At 40.7% G+C, this 1,124-nt stretch carries 1 pseudogene; it reads left to right on the top strand.

The annotated features are described in order from the left end of the window. Nucleotides 1–850: pseudogene (locus tag HMPREF2837_RS00640) on the top strand (plasmid recombination protein); the annotation flags it as partial. Between the last annotated feature and the right edge of the window lie 274 nt (nucleotides 851–1,124).

Genomic DNA, 1,124 nt, shown 5'->3' with positions numbered 1-1,124 from the left:
ACGTAGACCTGCAACAATGTCAGAAATTCAAGATTATGAGGACATAGGTTCTTTGTTTGCAGATTCAGACGTGACATTTAACATCCGAGAAGCGACGTTGGAAGAGCGTTTCAAATGGCTAGACACTCATAGAAACGATTTAAGGGCAGATTTAGGACGTTTAGAGGGTGTCCTTGAGAAAAAGATTGACGAATACGGTAAAATCGATTCTGAGGCTTCTGAGAGGCTCTCAGAGCTATCTGAGTTAAATTCTGAGGTAAATAGTCGTCAGGAGGAAATAAAGGGGTTAAAAAGCGATTCTAAGCGTCTGAGCGATGATGTGGTTCGTCTGGAGAGAGCTCATAGAGAAAAAACGCAACTTTTGGTGGAACAATCAAGTAACTTATCGAAAATTTCGTATAGAGATTTAGATAGACGTCGAGTTGCCAAAGAGTTGCAGGAAGAATTAGAAAATGCTACTCCTAAATTGTTTGGCGATGGCTTTAATTTTACTTCGGATTTTGTTGGACGACTGAAGACGTTTGTGTCTGATGTTGTAGAGAAGCTGGAGCAGGCGGTCAATCAAAATGAGTTACTTAGAAATGCACTAGCAGGCATGAAAGAAGCAAAGAGTAGGCTTGAAAATAGCCTATCTCATGCAGAATGGAAAAATCAGCAATTAGAGACCGAAAACAAAGCATTAAAGCTAGAAAACAGGGAGTTGAAAGTTTCTAAAAATCTCTTAGATGACCTTTCTGAAGTCATAACAGAAAAAGAAGTAACCAGTCTCAATAAGCGTTTAGAAAACTTAAGACAGACACGAGAACTGTCTAGGACAAGACATGAGCCTACAAAAGGGCGGAGTATCTGAGCGATTTATGCCGTGAAAGCTATTTGACAATAAGCTAGGTCAAGTTAGACTGGTTAAGGCGGTTCAGTCTGAACTTTGTTCAGCTGACCGACAAACCAAAGACTAACGACCTAGGTTCCTTGTTGTCAAATAGACCATGGAATAAAGCAAGCGGACATGGTATAATAGCAATATTCTGGCACTAAGCCTTCGAAAGGAGGTGTTTAGCTTGTTAGAACTCATTACTCTTCTTGTTGTTGTCCGAGTAGTGTTGCCCTTAGCGTACGAGTTGGGG

The organism is Streptococcus sp. HMSC071D03 (assembly GCF_001812125.1).
Taxonomy (GTDB): domain Bacteria; phylum Bacillota; class Bacilli; order Lactobacillales; family Streptococcaceae; genus Streptococcus; species Streptococcus pseudopneumoniae_N.
This window is presented reverse-complemented; position numbering and strand designations above follow the sequence as displayed.